At 60.8% G+C, this 18,610-nt stretch carries 15 protein-coding genes; 7 read left to right on the forward strand and 8 right to left on the reverse strand.

What is annotated here, in order from left to right; translation table 11 throughout:
• Positions 1 to 174 precede the first annotated feature (174 nt).
• Positions 175 to 1,308 carry a porin gene (locus tag BLT65_RS43330; protein ID WP_091790289.1) on the reverse strand — a complete coding sequence of 378 codons (1,134 nt, stop codon included), beginning with the start codon at positions 1,306 to 1,308 and terminating at the stop codon, positions 175 to 177.
• Between the two features lie 509 nt (positions 1,309 to 1,817).
• On the opposite strand from BLT65_RS43330, the gene BLT65_RS43335 reads away from it, so the two are divergent.
• On the forward strand, positions 1,818 to 2,750 hold the full coding sequence (locus tag BLT65_RS43335; protein WP_091790290.1) for a hypothetical protein: 933 nt from the start codon (positions 1,818 to 1,820) through the stop codon (positions 2,748 to 2,750).
• A gap of 225 nt (positions 2,751 to 2,975) precedes the next feature.
• Here the strand turns inward: BLT65_RS43335 and BLT65_RS43340 are convergent, their stop codons facing one another.
• Entirely contained in the window at positions 2,976 to 3,593 is a 618-nt protein-coding gene (locus tag BLT65_RS43340) for a c-type cytochrome (protein WP_244187051.1), read from the reverse strand.
• A gap of 1,827 nt (positions 3,594 to 5,420) precedes the next feature.
• Between BLT65_RS43340 and BLT65_RS43350 the strand changes: the two genes are divergently transcribed.
• Entirely contained in the window at positions 5,421 to 5,789 is a 369-nt protein-coding gene (locus BLT65_RS43350) for a hypothetical protein (RefSeq protein ID WP_244187053.1), read from the forward strand.
• A 351-nt stretch (positions 5,790 to 6,140) separates the two neighbouring features.
• On the opposite strand, the gene BLT65_RS43355 is transcribed toward BLT65_RS43350, so the two are convergent.
• The 3 genes from BLT65_RS43355 to BLT65_RS43365 form a co-directional block, all read right to left on the reverse strand.
• Complete coding sequence (locus BLT65_RS43355) at positions 6,141 to 7,508, reverse strand: TRAFs-binding domain-containing protein (RefSeq protein WP_143036686.1); 1,368 nt, start codon at positions 7,506 to 7,508, stop codon at positions 6,141 to 6,143.
• A gap of 7 nt (positions 7,509 to 7,515) precedes the next feature.
• On the reverse strand, positions 7,516 to 7,995 hold the full coding sequence (locus BLT65_RS43360; RefSeq protein ID WP_208545899.1) for a hypothetical protein: 480 nt from the start codon (positions 7,993 to 7,995) through the stop codon (positions 7,516 to 7,518).
• 638 nt (positions 7,996 to 8,633) lie between these two features.
• Positions 8,634 to 9,683: a hypothetical protein gene (locus BLT65_RS43365; RefSeq protein WP_091790295.1), complete on the reverse strand. Its 1,050-nt coding sequence runs from the start codon at positions 9,681 to 9,683 to the stop codon at positions 8,634 to 8,636.
• A gap of 447 nt (positions 9,684 to 10,130) precedes the next feature.
• On the opposite strand from BLT65_RS43365, the gene BLT65_RS43370 reads away from it, so the two are divergent.
• Positions 10,131 to 10,460: an ArsR/SmtB family transcription factor gene (locus BLT65_RS43370; RefSeq protein ID WP_042310854.1), complete on the forward strand. Its 330-nt coding sequence runs from the start codon at positions 10,131 to 10,133 to the stop codon at positions 10,458 to 10,460.
• A 76-nt stretch (positions 10,461 to 10,536) separates the two neighbouring features.
• Positions 10,537 to 11,598: an alkene reductase gene (locus BLT65_RS43375; protein WP_091790296.1), complete on the forward strand. Its 1,062-nt coding sequence runs from the start codon at positions 10,537 to 10,539 to the stop codon at positions 11,596 to 11,598.
• 72 nt (positions 11,599 to 11,670) lie between these two features.
• On the opposite strand, the gene BLT65_RS43380 is transcribed toward BLT65_RS43375, so the two are convergent.
• On the reverse strand, positions 11,671 to 12,237 hold the full coding sequence (locus BLT65_RS43380; protein WP_244187055.1) for a GNAT family N-acetyltransferase: 567 nt from the start codon (positions 12,235 to 12,237) through the stop codon (positions 11,671 to 11,673).
• 81 nt (positions 12,238 to 12,318) lie between these two features.
• Between BLT65_RS43380 and BLT65_RS43385 the strand changes: the two genes are divergently transcribed.
• Entirely contained in the window at positions 12,319 to 12,930 is a 612-nt protein-coding gene (locus tag BLT65_RS43385; protein ID WP_091790298.1) for a LysE family translocator, read from the forward strand.
• A gap of 30 nt (positions 12,931 to 12,960) precedes the next feature.
• Positions 12,961 to 14,115: an FUSC family protein gene (locus BLT65_RS43390; RefSeq protein WP_091790299.1), complete on the forward strand. Its 1,155-nt coding sequence runs from the start codon at positions 12,961 to 12,963 to the stop codon at positions 14,113 to 14,115.
• Positions 14,116 to 14,159: 44 nt separating this feature from the next.
• On the opposite strand, the gene BLT65_RS43395 is transcribed toward BLT65_RS43390, so the two are convergent.
• Both BLT65_RS43395 and BLT65_RS43400 read right to left on the reverse strand, forming a co-directional pair.
• The gene (locus tag BLT65_RS43395) at positions 14,160 to 14,468 is read right to left on the reverse strand and encodes a helix-turn-helix domain-containing protein (RefSeq protein WP_007744708.1); all 309 of its coding nucleotides are present in this window, start codon (positions 14,466 to 14,468) and stop codon (positions 14,160 to 14,162) included.
• Positions 14,469 to 14,497: 29 nt separating this feature from the next.
• A complete protein-coding gene (locus BLT65_RS43400; RefSeq protein ID WP_091790300.1) occupies positions 14,498 to 15,925 on the reverse strand; it encodes an aminotransferase-like domain-containing protein in 1,428 nt (475 codons plus the stop codon).
• Between the two features lie 194 nt (positions 15,926 to 16,119).
• Between BLT65_RS43400 and BLT65_RS43405 the strand changes: the two genes are divergently transcribed.
• Positions 16,120 to 18,444 (forward strand): FdhF/YdeP family oxidoreductase, encoded by a 2,325-nt coding sequence (locus BLT65_RS43405; protein ID WP_091790301.1) that lies wholly within the window; start codon positions 16,120 to 16,122, stop codon positions 18,442 to 18,444.
• The last annotated feature ends 166 nt before the right edge of the window (positions 18,445 to 18,610 follow it).

Here is an 18,610-nt window from a genome sequence, read left to right on the forward strand (position 1 = left end):
TGCTCAACTATAACCGTCTTTTTCAAGACACGCAATTGAAAGTGACCTTTCTTCCGAAGTCGAAGATCGATACGGGTGCGCTGCGCGATCCTGCCCAAGCAGGCAGAGCCCGCTCGATCAATGCGCCCGCACGATGTGCGGGCGCCAGGCACATGATCAGATTGAACAACCCTGTTAGAAGCGCGTACGCAAACCAACAGTCGCCGCCACCTGATTGCCCGTCGTAGCCTGCGCCAGGCCATTGATGAACGCACCTTCGAACGCGGAACCAGTCGCACCGTAAGCGTGTTGATAGACGCCTTCGACATAGACATCCGTGCGTTTGCTGAAGGCGTAGTCGGCCATCAGCGTCACTTGATGCCACTTCGGGTCACCCGAACCGGTGCTTCCGTCAAACGCACCTTGGGTGAACGTATAGGCACCTGCGAGCGAAATTGCCGGGGTCACGGCATAGTGAACATTGACTTCATAGTTGTCGAAATGAAGCGAATCAAACGACTGGGCGATCACAGAGTTCGCGCCCGGCTGCGTGTTGTCGAACAGGGTATGCGTCCACAACAAGCCGACAGACGCCGGCCCGATCGTGTAGTTGCCGCCAACCCCCATCACGCGCTGGCGTGAAGCTGGGAAATTGACGAAGTCGTTGTTCGACACCGCTCCCGTTCCCGAAAGCGAACCGTTATTCAGTTGAAGGTAAGCAGCCGCCAGATTGATAGGACCAACGTTGTACGTCACACCGAAGCTATAGGCGCGATTGTTCGAAAAGCCACCGGCCGCGTTACTGAAGCCGTATAGCGCCTCGGCCTGCAGCCCCCGATACGTCGGACTCACGTACTTGACCGAGTTGTTGATATAGAACGAGTCATCTACGTTGTCGTTGTCGAACGGATGCGCGGCCAGATTGTTTCCATCGCCGTTGTTCGCCAATGCAATCGGGCCGAGATCATCGACCACGGAATCATACTGGCGGCCAAACGTCAGCGTTCCATACAGATCGCTTTGCAAACCGACGAAAGCCTGACGGCCGAACATCGTGCCCGCGTATGTGGTCTTGCCGTTTTGGATATTGAAGCCATTCTCAAGACGGAAGATCGTACGCAGACCGCCACCGAGATCTTCACTTCCCCGTAAGCCCCACACTTCATTCGACAGCATGCTGCTTTGTTCCTGCACCACGCTGCTGCCACCCTGGTTATTCGTATAGACGATACCTGTATCGATCAATCCATAAAGGGTGACGCTGCTTTGCGCATGAACCCCCACTGCAAAAACGGAAAGAACAGCTGCACCGATAATCTTCTTCTTCACTTGCTTTGTACTCCAGGCCGTGTCACAAAAAGAGATCATGATGTGTGCATGATCCCCGTCCATCCAGAAGCTACGGATAACGCGCGCTCAGTTGACAAGGAATTAGCGAAGGATCTGCCGACACCGTAATGGCTAGCCATCCATCGAATGTGATCCACTTTGCATCCGCGAATCCGCAGCGCCACGATTCTATGGGTATCGACATTGCGGTTTATCGAAAGAATTGCAGTCTTCCCGCAAAGATTTCATAAACGACTATCGAACGTAATCGAACCCCTGCGCAACGTTGAAGCGAATGGCCGCATCACGTCGGCCAACCTAGGGACAATGGCGTCGACATGAACGCATTCAACTCAAGGGACACCCGCTTGAGACAACAGTCGCGCCCTACCCGGGAGTCCTCGAGCAATTTAAGGTAGTCTGTCCGGAACGGTTCAGCAGCGGCGGGTCGACGGATCGACTCCACCAGTACGACGATGGTTATAGCGACCTCATGGAGGGTATTGACTGTGGCTACGAAGAATGGCGGTACGCTGTATATCCTGCAGGCACGTCCACCGGCGATCATCGCTCTATCACCGGACGGTTCACACGAAGTGATTATCGCGAACCTTACGCGCACACCCGACGGCATCAAGGTCGATGCTGAAAACCAGCTGGTCTACTGGACCAACATGGGAACGGGCATCCACCTGGTCGATGGCGATCCCGCTTCCGGCGCAGTTCCTCCGAACGACGGCACGATCGAATGCGCGAAGCTCGACGGCAGCGAGCATCGTGTGCTGGTGCCTTCCGGTAAGGCCGGGACACCCAAGGAACTCGTGCTGGACAAGGAAGGCGGCCACCTGTACTGGTGCGATCGCGAAGGCATGCGAGTCATGCGCGCGCGGCTGGATGGCAGCGAGGTGACGGAACTGGTCCGCACCGGGAATTTCCCCGAGGATACGCGCGACGCGACCCGCCATTGCGTAGGCATCGTATTGGACAAAGCAAACGGGCACGTCTACTGGACGCAAAAGGGACCACCGGATGGCGGAGAGGGCCGCATCTTCAGGGCGGGGATCGAGTTGCCGCCTTCCGCGACGCCCGATCGACGCCCGGACATCGAATGTTTGCTGGCCGATCTGCCCGAACCGATCGACCTCGATATCGATCACCGCGACAGCATGCTTTACTGGACGGATCGTGGCGACGATACGCATGACGGAAATACTTTGAATCGCGCAAGAATTACGGCGTCCGGGCTGGTTGATCGCCAGGTGCTCGCGCACGACCTGAAAGAGGGAATTGGCGTGTCTCTGGACTCACGTGGGCGCCGGGCCTTCGTGACCGATCTGGGCGGCAACGTGCGCGAGCTGAACATCGATACGAAGCACACCTCGCATTTCACCACCGTCGCGCATCTAGGTGTTCTGACCGGTATCGACTACGCCGAGATTTGAGTCGAATCCCAAAGACTGCCGGGGACGTATCCGGTGGTCTTTGTCACACTCTACCGGTCGCTCTTCCGGCCGTGCCCACCCGCGAGCCTCGAAAAATAGAACAAAGCGTTACGCGAAGAGAGAGGCCACTCTTATTCCATGTAATTGGATCGATGGGCGTGTCGCGGTAAAGATCGATGGATGAGCGAGATCAATACGTCGTAACGGCACGCGCTCTACTGGCTGTCACGGCCCTGTCACGGACAGATAGGCGGCGACCTGTTCGATCTGCTGTTCGTCGAGCGCAGCAGCAACAGCCGTCATCGTGCCCGACTTCGGCGGCGCGGATTGCGCGCGTTCCTGGAATTCGTGCAATCGTGCGATCGTGAACGCGGACGGCTCGCCCGCAATCGACGGGAATCGCGCGCCATTGCCTTTGCCGCCTGCCGCGTGACAACTGAAACACGCAGGGACACTAGCGCCTGCGCCCGTCTCCGCCAGTTGCCGGCCCGCCATCACTAGCGTTTGCGAAGGCGGCGGAGAAGCCTTCACGATCGGCGGGTGCTGCCCGGAAAAGAACACGGCAAGCGTATGCATATCGCTGTCCGAGAGGTTCTGCGCCACCGCCTGCATCGGCACACTGATCCGCGTGCCTGCCTTGAACATCGACAAAGCGTGGGCAAGGTACTGCGGATTCTTTCCCGCGAGTCGCGGCGCGCCGGACGCTTCGCCAGCACCCAACGCACCGTGACACGCGACGCAAGTCGCGATTGAAGGAATCTGCGTCGGTGTGGTTCCAACCACAGCAATAGCATTGTCTTGCGCGAAGCCCACACTCGCGAATGTGCCTAACGACAGGAACATACCCAGTCGCGCACCGCCTAACAGAATGCGCGCGCAAAACGAGAATTTTTTGGTGCGCCATGCGTTCCTGTCCGGGACGCTCGCATTGAACAACCTTGCCCTTTCCAACATCGATCCTTTCTCCGCTGAAAGCCATGAAGTCGCCCCTTGATTGCGAGCCAACATGAGTCGAGGAGCGTACCTCAAACCGGATGACCATCACGTTGGATTTGTGCCAGATGTCCAATTTGTAATCTGAAGGCAATGTACTCGTTATGCATCAGGCGACATGCGCTTGAGTCGTTCGCGTTTCCTTAAGCGAAATCGTCGCGAAGTTTGTAATTTGAGCAATCAGGCTTTCTTACGTCCCGTTAATTTTTTCTGCCTCCTGCAACAATGTCATTTGCTATAGATTCCTAAACATATGTCAGTTCGCAACGCACACCCTATTATCTATTTTGTCGAAGTCTTTCTCTTTGCCTGAGACAAATAGGTCCAAGACATCGAGTCGACCACGTGGTGATCGGGAGACGAAATCCACCGATGAACCTTGGCAGATCCAAAAGAAAAACACATCGACCCCACTAACAGATCAACCTTCTGATTTGCGCCGAAGGGCTAACATATGACCGATGCGTGCTTGCGTAATTCGGCATAGCGGGTTGACGCTGGTGCGCCGCTGACCGATATTGGCAATTTGCCCCGCTCCGTTTCCATTCGTCTTATCTTATAGCGATCGCGGTATCGGTTCGCATCATGGAGCGGTTGCATTTATAGGGGGAACATTTGCCGATGGACGCTCAAACCGCTCGTCGCCCGAATTCTTTGACCACGTGCGCGCAGTGCGGCGGTAGGTTATCCGAGCCAGTCAATTTTTGTCCACAATGCGGAGCGCCTGCGAGGCTCGCGTTCGGCGAACGCACCTCGACAAAAAAGCCCAATGCCACAACGGCATCCAAAACGGCAAGCGCTGCAGCGGCGCGTCCAAACGTTGCGCCCAAGGGCCAGATCTGGCGGTCCCGGCTGACATCTTTCGTCCGACCGGTTGTCGCTGGCCCAAATGGCGGCACGCGTTCACCTTCGCCATCGCCAGGCGGCTACCGTGGTTGGCGTATGAAAACGGGGACAGCGCTAACTCTGGTGGCATTAGTGGTGCTCTGCGGCGCAGTGGTATCGTTGACCCGCCATAATGGTTCCGTCGATGGAGAACCAATAGCGGCATCAAACACTGCGCAAGGTAGCGTAACGGCAAATGGCACGAGCCAGGCAGCGCGGACTGCGACGGTTGATGCGCCGGCAATCGCGCGAGGCTCGGCGCAAAATCCAGCGTTGGCGCAAAGTTCGACAATGACAGCAGAAACAACGCCTGCGCCGGTCGCGTCGGTTGCCGTACCCGAACCGGCTCAGCCGTCGACCGCGACGCCGCAGCCGTCACAATCAATGTCCTCGCAGAGTTCGGTTTCGAACAGCGGGAGAGATAGCGACAAGAACCAAAGGCTGATGGCGCTCGCACTTGCGCGAGCACACAGCGGTCTCGACAAAAACGACCTGCGTATGGCGCGCTCGGGCATTTTTTGGGCGCTTTCAATGCAGCACAACAATAGCGAGGCACTCATGTTGAAGCAGGAGTTGCTCTCACGGGAAAGGGAGCGTAATACGTCATCCAACGCGACACGCGGATCAGTCAAGGCTGCGAGCCCGACGGACTAAATTTCACCGCGGCAAAATGCGCCGATGGATCAGTAGTTTTCTGGAAGGGCGAAAGGCCGCGACTTCGGCGAACGCCTCCGTCCTTCTTCCTCGAAAGGCCGTCGTTCGCTGATCGATGCTAAAAGCGAGCGCCCGGAGATGACCGACCTGAACGAAAAGGCGTACCCGCGGTCTTATCTTATCTCCACCTCCCAGTCGCTGGGATCGTTCCCTAACTGCCTGGGGATCAAAATGAAACGTACAGTTATCGCAATCGTTCTGGTTGCAACAGCGTCGACGGCGTTTGCGCAATCGACCCGCGGTGTCGCTTCCATCGCGCAGCCCGCCAACAACTCGCTCCAGTTGCCGATCAGCCATTCCGCCGGCCTGCCGGGCGGCCGATGGGTCCCGCCATATAGCGGGCCGACGCCGGCCAGGACTCCCGCGCAGGTTTATCAGCAAACCGTGCATGCGGAGGTGGACGGACAACTCGCGCATCTCAACTCGATGACGGCAGGTCGCCACTAGCGCGCCAAAAAACCCGGTGCTGGCCAGGCCATGTTGACCTCAACCATTACCACGTCAAAGGTCACATCCAAAGCGTGAAACGGGACGCGGACGCATCGTTTGAGCAGCGCTCTGGTGATACGTATTCGGGAAATTCGTGTCGCGAAACCGCTCAAAGCCAAAAGACGCAATCCTCTTCTCGAGTTGATCGATGTGCCAGGCATCGTGGTGCCGACAGGACAGAAACACGTCATGGAATGACCTGCGCTTTTCGGTCGGTATCGACATGCCGGGTTCCACCGTGTGAACGGTCAGCAAGCTCCGAAGCACGAACTAAATGCAACTGAAACCGTAGCTGACGCCACACGTTTTTTACCCCGTCTTACCCTCGCTGCCCGATTGCTCCGCCAGCTTGTCGGCCACGCCGATAAGCCGTGCGCGCCGGGATTCGTCCAGTACGAGTTGAGCACTCGCGCGAAGATCGGCCAATACGCTTTCGATTTTCCAGCGCGTCACGCCTTCGGCCGCCACCTTTTCCGCAAGATCCTCCGCGAGATCTGCATCGCCGTCGTCAAAGGCAGCCGCCAGCCACGTTGGGCGCAGCCATTCGTCCGTCACGCCACGCCGTAGTGCGCGCTCGCATGCGGCGTTCACGACAGCCGAGATTACATGCGCGTGCTTCAGATCATCCTTGCCATTGCGCGCGCGATACAAGCGCGGCAGATTCGACGAGCAGTAGTAATCGTTGAGATCGAGGTCCATGCCACGCTCGTAGCAATCGATCGCCCGGTCAAGAAATTGCCGCTTCTGGAACGGCTCCACTGTATCGCGGTAGAGCCGCTTGTATCTGCCGCCCAGCAGCCCAAGGCGCTCGGTCGACGGACCCGCCGTCTCCAGCACGACCTCGAGCTGCTCGATCGCTTCGCGCACGTCCCCCGCCTGCGACACGGTGAATGCGCGCTGCGACTGCACCTCGGGCTGCTGACGGAAGTCCTCTGGCAGCGCGTCGATGAAGGCGAGCAGCTTGTTCCAGTCGTCGGGAACCTCAACTGAATCACGCAGAAGCAGCAGCAACGCAAACGCGACGCTCGCCATCAAGGGCGGCACGCCGTGCTTCTTGACGAGTTCCTGTGCTCGCGCCATGCGCTGCGGCTTGGGCAGCAGACGTACGCCCCGCACAGCGGACTGAAAGGCGGCGAGTTCCGCCATGCGTTGCTTCATTGTGGACGCGAGGGCCGGCTCCGGCGACGAAGGAAACCCCTTGATGGCTTCGAACATCGGCGACTGCCCATCCGTGAGCGCCTTGATGCCGGGCACGATCGTGTCACGAATGCGCTGCGCGGTCGCATCGTCGACGTCGCCGTTCGCAAGCGGATAGCGCACCGTGCGCAACTGCGCCACGTCGAAGAGCGGCTGCGACCAATCCGCCGCGAGCAGTACGCAGCCGGTGGGCTTCGCCGCGTGGCGGATGCCGACCTCGTAGTAGACGTTGCCGTTCGCGATGGTCATGTCGGCGAGCACGAGGTCCGCGTAGTAGATGCGCTCGAGCATCTGCGTGATGATCATTGCGCCCGTGTCCTGATCTGCGCGAACGGCGTCATAGCCCAAGGACTCGATGACGGGCACATACGCGCGGTCCCACAGCGCATTGAAATCGATCTCGCCGGGGCCGCGCGCGGGATCCGCCTGGGTCGGCTTGCGGCCGTAGGGCATGATGACGAAGCAAAGAGGTCTTGGCATGTTCGCCTCACCGTGTGAACCCAAGAGGATGAATGGGAGGCTCCGCGATGCCGCCCGCCGCCTCGACGGCCTCGACCATATGGCCCGTGCCGCCCGGCCCGTCGCCCGCTGCACCGTCCCATACGCAGATGAAGTGGACCTTCTGCGCTCCACAACTCAACGCGCGCTCGAGCATCCAGAGATTCGTGCGCTCGTACGGCGATAGCTGCCGCTCGTCTGCCGTCTGGGCTTCGGGCAACACGATGGTGCGCGCGCCCGGGTCCGCGCGGACTGCGTCGAAGCGTTCGCGCCAGTTTGCGTTCGCGAAGTCGACGGAATCCCTCACGAACACCGCTGGCTCGAACGGCAGGTGAAGATTGACATGTGCGCCGCGCCCGAGCATGAGTTCCGCGAAGATCAGATCGCTCCCACATGCGCCGCTACAGACGGCAAGATCAACGGCGCCCGCTTGCAGCCTGTCGAGCACGCCGGCAATGTCCTTCGTCACTGCGTCTTCCCGTTCCGGCGGAAAGCGCGGTTTCGGGCGGTCGGGCCTGTCTATCATGTGCCCGCTAAACAGGAAGACCCGCTTCGGCGAAAATATGTCGGTCACATCCGTCATCCTTGTCGGCCCCCTCGCTTCACGCACGATGTGGCAGTCGCCTGTACGCCTTGTTCAGTCGTTCCATTCGGGCTCTTCGCCCATCGGCAATTCGCCGGGCATCGCTTTCGCGAGGGCGCAGAACCCAGGCAACCTCGGGTCAACATATCGTACGCCATCGGACTACACCCTTCCAGATAGCGAAGAATCTGCCGCCGTGTCGAGTACACATGAAACGACGAACCGCGCCACCTGCTTGCGGCTTGCTTCGATGGCCTTGTCATGGGTCCATCGGCGACGAACCTGAAGTTTCGCGTTTCGGCCGTCAACCACGGCCATACCGAAGGGCCAGGTTCATAAAGACCATGTGCCTGAAACGCTTCGCCCATCGTTTTGTTTCGATTTCTGCAAGCGATTCGATCTTGATTGCGAAATCCAGCAGAATCGACGTGCAGCTTTGCGGCCGTATCCGTCGATACCGTCTGTTGCATGCGCAATGACAGCAAGAAAAATAGCGCGGGGCAAAGCATCGACAGTCACACTGTTCAAGCGTCCGACACTCGTCGCTTGACGAGCAGTTCCTGTCGAGCCTGTTCGAGCATATGGATGCGTGGCGGGTCGTTGGGATTGCGTTTCGCCAAAGCCATCGCCTTGTCGATGGTGCGTCCGAGGTTCGCGTCGGCCTCGACAGGAAGGCTGCGGACGGCCTGGGCGAGCGAAGTCGCCGCCTGGTAGCCAACGAATGGTGTTTCGACATCCGGGTCCAGACGATCAGCCAACCAGTTGATCTCCGCCTCTTGGGGAAACGCCCTGAGCAGCGCGACAGCCGCAAGTCGCTCGCCCGCCGACCTGCTTGTCTTCAGTCTTTCAAGGGCTTTGATCGCGACGGGCGCTTGCGACATCATGTCGGAGAAAATGGCCGTCATTTTCCTTGTTCGCTCCGCACCCGGACGCATCGTGTCGCGGACTTCGTCATAACTTCGCGCCAGCTCCGCGATACTTGCCGGCACTTCCAATGCCGACGCTTCGGTATCCGGTGAGTCGACGCGCACAGCCGATGGCCGATGCTGCACGTCGGCGACGGCACGCAGCAGTCCGCCACGCACACGTTCCCTGAAGCTTGCCCGATCCGGGTAGGACATCGTCAATCCGATTAGCGAAAGCTCGTCGCGGAATTTCATCACTCCGGCCAACTGGCTGATTGCCTCTGTCGTGCGAGGCAGCGATGAAGGCGCCTCGTCCGAGAAATAGAACATGACGATCGGTCGTCCCGTCGCCTCCCGGCGCTTCATCGCCTGCCGGAATTCGTGGATCGTACCGCTCGGATCGTCCATGGTGGGCGTGCCGCACCGCATCCACATAATGCCGAGATAAATATCAAAGTCCTTCGGCATTTGCCGGTCGACGACGTCTTGCGGACGCCCCGCATCGGGGTACACGTTGTCTTGATATCGCAACACTTCCAGCCGCACGTTGAGATCAGGGGACAGAAAAGCGATGACGTCGTTGATTTCTTCGGCCAGTGCAAGCACCGCCTGCTGTTCGGCAATGACATCGGCTGGAGAAGACAAGAAAATTTTGATGACCTGTGTCATTTGCTTTGAGGCCGTTGAGCCCCCCTCCATCTCGACGTACGACCTCAGGCTATTGGATTTGTGAAGTGACGCTTCGCGACCCGGAAATTGAATGCTCAAGGCAGCGTCTCTACGATCTCGAACACTTGTCCTGAATGCGCGACTACAGACTCTCCGGATGCGATTGACGCTACGCGATTCGCGAACGCCCTGGTCACGACACGTGCTGAGACATGCTAACGATTGGCGGAATGTGTGCCGTGGCGTCTGACCCATCAATCATACTGCGCGCAAATTCGTACAGGATCCGGAATATCCCGACGCACGGATCTTTTCCGGGCATGAGACAGACCTATCACCCCCATTACGAGTAAGGCCATCCACACATATCGTGAAATTACGATATAAGATTCGGTCCATAGCGATTCAGACGCCGACATTCCGGCCAGAGAGTCTGTCCGCTGTTTCATGAGCACGAAGCCCAACCCGAAGATTACCGATATCGACATCGACGCGATCCACAAGGCGCTGGCCAACCCGGCGCGTCGCGTGATTCTTGCGAAGCTGCGCGAGCCGGGAAAGTATTTCCCGGAGCAGGAGCTTTCGTACGAGCACGGTGTCTGCGCCGGACAGTTCGACGACTGCTGCGGTCTGTCGCAGTCCACGGTGTCCGCGCACCTCGCCGCGTTGCAGCGCGCGGGGCTGATCACGTCGAAACGCGTCGGTCAATGGGTGTTCTTCAAGCGCAACGAGGCCGTCATCGAGGCGTTCCTCGCGCACATGAACGCGGATCTCTGATTCACGCCGGCGTCTTCGCTTTCCCCGAATGCAGTCTCGACACATCGGGCCATGCGCCCGCAAGGATTGACACAACATGCCGACACTTTTCGACCCGCTCCAGATTGGCGATCTCACGCTGAAGAACCGTATCGTGATGGCGCCACTCACGCGTCAACGCGCCGGCGACGTGCGCGTGCCCAACGCGTTGATGGCGAAGTACTACGCCGAACGCGCCAGCGCCGGCCTGATCATCTCCGAAGCCACCTCCGTGACGCCGCAAGGCCTCGGCTACGCCGACACGCCGGGCATCTGGTCGGATGAACAGGTGGAAGGCTGGAAGCTCGTGACGGACGCCGTCCACAAGGAAGGCGGCAAGATTTTCCTGCAACTGTGGCACGTCGGCCGTGTGTCGGACCCTGTGTTCCTGAACGGCGAACTGCCCGTTGCGCCGAGCGCGATCGCGCCGGAAGGCCACGTGAGCCTCGTGCGTCCGCAGCGTCCGTTCGTGACGCCGCGCGCGCTCGACATCTCGGAGATTCCGGGCATCGTCGCCGCGTATCGCAAGGGCGCGGAAAATGCGAAGAAGGCGGGCTTCGACGGTGTTCAGGTTCACGGCGCGAACGGCTATCTGCTCGACCAGTTCCTGCAGGACAGCACCAACAAGCGTACCGACGCATACGGCGGCTCGATCGAAAACCGCGCGCGCCTGATGCTCGAAGTGACGGACGCGTGTATCGACGTGTGGGGCGCGGATCGCGTGGGCATGCACCTGGCGCCGCGCGGCGATTCGCACACGATGGGCGATACCGATCCCGCCGCGACGTTCGGCTATCTTGCGCGTGAACTCGGCAAGCGCAAGATCGCGTTCATCGCGGCACGCGAAGCGGTCGGCGACGATCGCATCGGCCCGCTGCTGAAGAAGGAATTCGGCGGCGTGTATATCGCCAACGAAAAGTTCACGAAGGAAAGCGCGCAAAAGGTGCTGGACGCGGGCGAAGCGGACGCTGTCGCGTGGGGCAAGCTGTATATCGCGAATCCGGACCTCGTGCGCCGCTTCGAGCTGGATGCGCCGCTGAACGAGCCGGTTCCGGAAACCTTCTATGCGCAAGGCGAAGCAGGCTACACCGATTATCCGGCGCTGGAAACCGTCAACTGATCTCGCGACGGGCTGGAAACTAACAGCCAGTAGTGCAATGAACGCGGCGGGAGCGATTCCCGCCGCGTTTTTTCATTCATGCTCAGCGGGCCTCACCACGCGCCGCATGAACACGCGCTTCGTTTCATCGACTCCACGCGCGATCCGCAGATTGCGGATGCGCAGCAGCGCCGCATCGAGTTCATCGTCGTCCAGCACGCTAAAGCCGAGCCGCTGATAGTACGGCGCATTCCACGGCACATGCCGGAACGTCGATAGCTCGACATACGTCGCGCCAGTCTCTCGCGCCCTTACGTCAACCTGATCGAGCAAGGCCGCGCCGATTCGCCGCCCCGCATGCTGGGGCACGACGTCGAGCGCTTCGACGTAGATGCGCGCGCGCAGCATCGCGAACATCACGAAGCCGACACATTCGCCGTCGCATTGCGCGACGATCACTTCCGACGCCCCCACCTTCTTCAGCACGAACGGCGCATCCATCGGGCGCGCAGCCGCGATTCCCGTCAGCCCGACGCTGACGAAACGCTGCGCCGCCTCGCATTCGACGACGCGAATCGACGGGACATCTTCGGGCACGGCAGGCCGGTAGTGAACGACGGGCGGTCGCATCGGGTTGGTTGGCAGAGGCTCAGCGGACATATTGACACTGCTTGCCCGCGCAACTCAACCCGCCACGCCGATATAATCCAGCCACAGACCCTTTCGCAAAGGAGTCGTTCGATGGCGCTTTCCGGTCTTTTCGTCTTCGCGCTCGCGCTGATCGTTGCCGCGGGCTCGCCCGGCCCGAGCATCGCGGCGCTCGTTGCCCGCGTGCTCACCAACGGCTTCCGGGACGTGCTGCCGTTTCTCGCCGCGATGTGGATCGGTGAAGCGCTGTGGCTCACCTGCGCGGTCGCAGGCCTCGCGGTTGTCGCGCATACCTTCGTATTCGTGTTCATCGCGCTGAAGTTCGCAGGCGTCGCGTATCTGCTGTTCCTTGCGTGGAAGATGTGGTTCGCGCCCACCGACGTCCACGAAAGCACGCTGCCGAGCGGCCAGTCGCCGTGGCGCATGTTCGTCGCGGGGCTGATGGTTACGCTCGGCAATCCCAAGATCATGGTTTTCTATCTGGCGCTGCTGCCGACCATCGTCGACCTGTCGCGTGTCGGCACGCTCGCGTGGCTCGAACTGACGCTGACGATGCTAGCCGTGCTGATGTCCGTCGATTTCATCTGGGCGCTCGCCGCCGTCAAGGCACGCACGCTGCTGACCAGCCGCCGCGCGGTGAAGATCGCGAACCGCACCAGCGCGACGATGATGGCGGGCGCCGCGGCCGCCATCGCCACACGCTGAACTCACACACACCATCTCGACGAGGTTCGCATGCGCGCCCGCATGTTCACGCAGATCGGCCGTGAAGCAGTGTCCGCGCTCGGCCGCGAACTGGCCGCCTGGAAGCCGACGCCCGAGCGCGCGCTGTTCGGCGTCGAAGCGGTGATCTCGGTCGTGCTGTCGGTGGCGCTCGCGCATCTGCTGCATCTGCCCTATACCTGGTGGGCCGCCATCAGCGGTTTCGCCGTGATGCAGACGCGTTTCTCGGCTTCCGCGCAACGCGCGCTGCATCGCGTGCTCGGCACCATTCTCGGCGGCCTGCTCGGCACGCTGCTGGGCCCGATCATCGGCGATCGACCGTGGCTATTCGTGCCCGTGCTGGGCGTGATCGGCGCCATCTGCGTCTATCGCGGAAACGGCTCGTCGGCGTCGTACGCGTGGGTGCTGGGCGGCATCACGTGGGTGCTGGTCACGTTCGAGGCGCACAAGCTGATCGCGTTCGGCCCGACGGCGTCGTTTGCGATGATGCGCGTCGCCGAGGTGTGCGTCGGCACGTTTGCGTGCCTCCTCGTGTCGGGCGCGTTTCACGTCGTCATCAGCTGGTATGAGCGGCGCCGGCCCGCATCGAAAGTCGTCGCGGCGGCGGCCGCTACCGCGAACGCCCCGCCGCCCACCTTCGAGACCCTGCGCCATGCGCGCATGGTGCTGGGCGTGCAGGCGGGCATCGCCGTTGCGATCCTCGCGGCGCTCACCGTCACGCTCGACCTGCCCGGCTTCGCGCAGGCGCTCGTGACGACGATCGCAGTGATGATCCTGCCGCCCACTTCCGTGGTCGTGCGCTCGCAGAAGCCCGTCGCCGACAAGATGGTGCAACGCATGGTGGGCTGCCTGATCGCGGGCGCGGTTGGGATTGCGCTATTGCCGCTGATGCAAGGCCAGGTCGTGCCGTCCCTGCTCGCGCTGGCGGCGGGCATATGGGCAGGCTGCCACGTGCAGACGGGCAAAGAGGGCGCGAGCTATATCGGCCGGCAGTTCACGATCGCCTTCATCATGGTTTTCGTGCAGGACCACGCGTGGTCCGCCGATCCGCACGCCGCGATGCTGCGGCTCGCGGGCATCCTGACGGGCATTGCGATTCTCACGTGCGTAATGCTGGTCGCGTCGCGCCTGTCGTTCTTGCCGGTTTCGGAAGAAGCCACGCCGTAAGCGCCGCGGGCGCTTCGTTGCACTTCAGTGCGCATCCACGCGACTCAAGGCTCGCCGAACAGCGCCTCGCATAACTCCAGCCCTTCGCCCGTCAGCGACGCCGAGCCGCGCCCTTCCTCGTCCATTTGCACGGCGATCACGCCCGCCGACTGCAACTGCGTGAAATAGCGCCGCAACGTGCTCATGGGGAGATCGGCGCGCTTGCTGATCTTCGCGAGCGACCACGGCTTACCGGGCGATTCGCGCGACGCTTCCCATAGCAGCATCAGCAACTGCTCGACGGTGGGATCGAGTTCGTTGTCGTCGTCATCGTCTTCGCAATGCTTGTCGTGTGCCGCATCATTCGGATTCAAGTCGGTTCTCCTCTCGACTAATCGTCATCTCATTCGCGCATGCTCGCGGCCGCCAGCTTGCCGACCGTCACCAGCGCGCTCTCGATTTCCGGCGACCATGCATAACTGTAATTCAAGCGGATGCAATGGCTATACCCGTTCGTGGTCGAGAACATATAGCCGGGACCCACCGTGATGCCGTGCTCCAGCGCGAGCTTGTAGAGCTGCATCGAATCGACGCTCGGCGGCAGCTCGACCCACAGCACGTAGCCGCCCATCGGATGCGACACGCGCGTGCCTTCGGGAAAGAAGCGCGTGACCATCGTCGTCATCAGTTTCGCGCGCTGCGCGAGGCCCTTGCGCAGCTTGCGCAGATGATGCTCGTAGCCATCCTGCTTCAGATACTCGGCAATCGCGAGTTGCGGAAGCGACGGCGTGGTCAGCGTGTTGAGAAACTTGAGCTTTTCGACCTGCTCGCGATAACGGCCCGGCATCGCCCAGCCGATCCGGTACGCCGACGTGAGTGTCTTCGAGAACGACGCGCAATGCAGCACCAGCCCTTTCTTGTCGTAGTTCTTCAGCGCGCCGGGATGCACGTCGCCGAAGTACAGCTCGTGATAGACGTCGTTCTCGATGACGGGCACGTCGTGCCGCGTCAGCAACTTGACCAGTTCGCGCTTCTTGTCGTCGGGCATCTGGAAGCCGAGCGGATTCTGGAAGTTCGGCATCACCATGCACGCGGCGATCTTGCGCTTGTCGAGTATCTGCGCGAGCGCGCCGAGGTCGATGCCTTCGCGCGGATGCGTCGCCACTTCGATCGCGCGCATGCCCATGCGCTCGATGGCGTGCAGCATCGCGTAGAAGGTCGGCGATTCGACGGCGACCGTATCGCCCGGTTTCGCGACGGCCTGCAAGCACAGATTGATCGCCTCCGTCGCGCCGACCGTCACGACGATCTCGTTCGGATCGATCGCGATGCCGTTCTCCAGATAACGCCGCGCGATCTGCCGGATCAGGTCGGGATTGCCGGGCGGCAGTTCGTCGGTGACGCCCCATTGCGTCTTGCGCCGGCCGATCGCGTGGGCATAGCGGTTGATCTTCTGGAACGGATACAGACTGGGATCGGGATACGGCGAGCCGAGCGGCACGGCCTCGTCGCTGCCGATGGAGCGCAGCGTCGACAGCACGAGACGGCTCACGTCGACCTGCGCGGACACGGCGATCGGCTTCGATACGTCCAGTTCCTGGACGGGCGGCGGCGCGTCGTTCGCGCCGAGCCGCACGAAGTAGCCGGACTGCGGGCGGCTCTGGATCACGCCCTTGCTCTCCAGCATCAGATACGCGCGCAGCACCGTCGTGATGGAGATCTGCCGGTGCTGGCTGGTCTGCCGCACGGATGGCACGCGCTCACCCGGCCGGAACACGCCGCGCCGGATCTGCCCTTCGATTTCCTTCGCCAGTTCTTCGTAAAGCTTCAAGAGATGCCTCTGCCGTAGGCACAGCGGACGGGCGTCGCGCCCAACTTTTGAGCACAGTTCACCGAAATTGAGCCTTTCGGTCGATAACAGTCGCAACTGTACTCTTTTTCTATCACACATTGTGTACACGCCGGGTACAGGTATTCCCCACTACCCTAGCCTCATCATCAAGCCACACCGGACGCAAAGAACACATGGACAAGACCAGCACCAAACCGGGCCGCATCGAACCGTACATTGGGCCTGCCGCCGGATGGGGCGCATTGAAGTACGTCGCGATCAATCTCGTCAAGGAGAAGGTCGCCGGGGGCAAGTACAAGACGCTTTTCAAGCAGAACCAGCCAGACGGCTTCGACTGCCCGGGCTGCGCATGGCCGGACCGCGAGCACGCGTCGACCTTCGAGTTCTGCGAAAACGGCGTGAAGGCCGTTGCTGCGGAAGCGACGAGCAAGCGCGTGACGCCCGCGTTCTTCGCACAGCACACCGTCGACGAGTTGATGAAGCAGGACGACTACACGCTCGAACAACATGGCCGTCTGACTGATCCGATGGTGTTCGATCCGCTGACGGATAAGTATCAACCCATTTCGTGGGACGCCGCCTATCAGTTGATCGCGAAGCACCTGAAAGGGCTCGACAGCCCGCATCGTGCTGCCTTCTACACGTCGGGCCGCGCGAGCAACGAGGCCGCGTTCCTGTACCAGCTGTTTGTGCGCATGTACGGCACGAACAACTTCCCCGACTGTTCGAACATGTGCCACGAGGCGACGAGCCGCGGGTTGCCGACCACGGTCGGCATCGGCAAGGGCACGGTGTTGCTCGAAGACTTCGAGCACGCCGACACGCTGCTGATCTTCGGCCAGAATCCGGCGACGAACCATCCGCGCATGCTCAACGAACTGCGTGACGCCGCGAAACGCGGCGCGACCATCGTGTCGATCAACCCGTTGCGCGAGCGCGGCCTCGAACGGTTCGCGAGCCCGCAGCACGTGACGGACATGCTGTCGTCGGGCGTGCAGATTGCGTCGACGTTCATCCAGCCGAAGATCGGCGGCGACTTCGCGCTAATCAAAGGCGTGGCCAAGCGCGTGCTGGAACTCGACGACCTCGCTGTCGAACAGAACGCCGAGCGCGTGCTCGATGTCGCGTTCATCGAAGAGCACACGGCGAACTTCGGAGCGTTCGCCGCCGATCTGCGCGATCAAAGCTGGGACGCGCTGGTCGAAGAATCGGGCGTGTCGCGCGAAGACATCGAGAACCTCGCGCGCATCTACGCGAATGGCAAGCGCGTGATCTCGACGTGGGGCATGGGCATCACGCAGCACAAGCATTCCGTGCCGACCGTCCACATGCTGTCGAACCTGATGTTGATGCGCGGCAATATTGGCCGGCTGGGCGCGGGCCTGTGCCCGGTGCGCGGCCACTCGAACGTGCAGGGCAACCGCACGATCGGCATCGAAGAAAAGCCCACCGACGCGTTTCTCGACCGGCTCGGCAAGGTGTTCGATTTCGAGCCGCCGCGCGGGCACGGCTACGACGTGGTCGAAACGATCGAGGCGATGCTCGAAGGCCACGTGAAGGTGTTCATTGGCCTGGGCGGCAATTTCTCGATCGCGACGCCCGACACGCCGCGCACGTGGGAAGCGCTGCGCGCCTGCGACCTGACGGTGCATATCACGACGAAGCTCAACCGCAGTCATCTCGTGCATGGCAAGGCAGCGCTGATTCTGCCGACGCTCGGGCGCACTGAGATCGACTTGCAGGATGGTGTTGCGCAAGGTGTGACTGTCGAAGACTCGATGAGCATGGTTCACGTGTCGTATGGGATGAACACGCCTGCGTCGGCCAATCTCGTGTCGGAGACGCGTATCGTTGCGCAAATCGCTGAGGCGACGCTTGGCAGCGCGAAGGTGGACTGGCTTGCTTACGCGAATGATTACGCGAAGATTCGCGATGCGATTGAGTGGTCGATCGATGGTTTTTACGAGTACAACAAGCGGATCGAGCAGCCGGGCGGGTTTCATCTGCGGGTTGCTTCGCGTGAACGTGACTGGAAGACGGGTACGGGGAAGGCGAACTTCGTCGTGCATCAGATTCAGCGCGATACGCCGATCCAGCGCGCGCGGAAGCTGCACGGTGAACGTGCGATGACCTTGATGACGACTCGGTCGCATGATCAGTACAACACGACCATCTATGCGATGGATGATCGCTATCGCGGGGTTTACAACCAGCGGCGCGTGGTGTTTGCGAATGCTGCTGATATGGCGATGCTCGGATTCAAGGCTGGTGATTGGGTCGATATGGAAACCATCTGGGATGATGGGATTGAGCGGCGGGCCGAGCGGTTTTTGCTTGTTGAGTATGATATTCCGCGAGGGTGTCTCGGGGCTTATTATCCGGAGACTAATCCGCTTGTGCCGTTGAATAGCGTTGCTGATGTGTGTAATACGCCGACTTCGAAGTCGATTCCGGTGTTGTTGTGGGCGTCTGCTGCGCCTGCGGCGCGGGCTGCTTAACGTAGGGTTTGTTGGTGTCTGCGACGCTGGTGTGGTTTGCTTTTGTTTGCGCTGGCATCCGCGATTCGTTAGCGTGCTTCAGGCGTCGCCCCTGTGCGGGGCGGCACCTACTTTTCTTTGCCGCCGCAAAGAAAAGTAGGCAAAAGAAAGCGGCTCACACCGCCAG

The organism is Paraburkholderia steynii (assembly GCF_900100565.1).
In the GTDB taxonomy this organism is placed as follows: domain Bacteria; phylum Pseudomonadota; class Gammaproteobacteria; order Burkholderiales; family Burkholderiaceae; genus Paraburkholderia; species Paraburkholderia terrae.